The following is a 728-nucleotide window of genomic DNA, read 5'->3' on the forward strand; positions in this document are numbered from 1 at the left end:
GAATTTTTAGTGGAGTTATTATGAAAACGATAAGTATTATGCTATTACTTTTTCTAAGTAAAATCTGCATTGCTCAGATCAATATTGAATATTTAAATGATGTACCGGCAGAATTCAAAGAAAAGTATTATAGCCAAAAACGTAATTACAATCCGTTGCAGGTTGGAAATGTTTGGCAGTATTATGCTCCTGAAGACAAGAGTTATATAACAACGTGTGTAGTGAAGGATAGCATAATTAATGGTAAAAGATATTTTAAGAAAATATACTATAAAATTAATCCGCTAAGTAACGACCTTGTCTGCTGGGAAAGAAACGATACTGTAAGCGGCGTAACCTTTATGCTCGATTTTGAGGATGTAAATGGAAACGGAGATTATACGGAAGAATTACCCGTTGATAGTTTGGAAAATCCCTGGTGGTCACGTTATATAACTTACAAATATTCGTTTACCGTTCCGAACCCTTTCTCATTACCCTGGTCAAAAATCTACACTTGTTAAAGATACAAATTGGGTAATATTAGAGGGAGATACAGTGATTAGCCACAGAATTGAAATACTGGAGTTATTCTGGTGGGAAGAAATAATAGAGAGTTTCGGAACATTTTTTTTTAGTCTTGAATCCCCGCTTAGCTACTGTACCGGAGCAATTATTAACGGGCGTAAATATGGAACGATTGTAAGCGTTGAGGATAATAAAAATCAATCTCTGCTTTCAGAATTTTA

The 728-nt window shown here is 34.2% G+C and carries 2 protein-coding genes; both read left to right on the forward strand.

The window, feature by feature from the left end; translation table 11 throughout:
• Positions 1 to 503, forward strand: a 503-nt coding sequence (locus tag ACSSWA_RS14945; RefSeq protein WP_437357456.1) for a hypothetical protein, incomplete at its 5' end; no start/stop codon positions are given.
• A gap of 34 nt (positions 504 to 537) precedes the next feature.
• Positions 538 to 728, forward strand: a 191-nt coding sequence (locus ACSSWA_RS14950) for a hypothetical protein (RefSeq protein ID WP_437357458.1), incomplete at its 3' end; no start/stop codon positions are given.

Origin of the sequence: Melioribacter sp. Ez-97 (assembly GCF_051488665.1) — a bacterium.
GTDB lineage: Bacteria > Bacteroidota > Ignavibacteria > Ignavibacteriales > Melioribacteraceae > Melioribacter.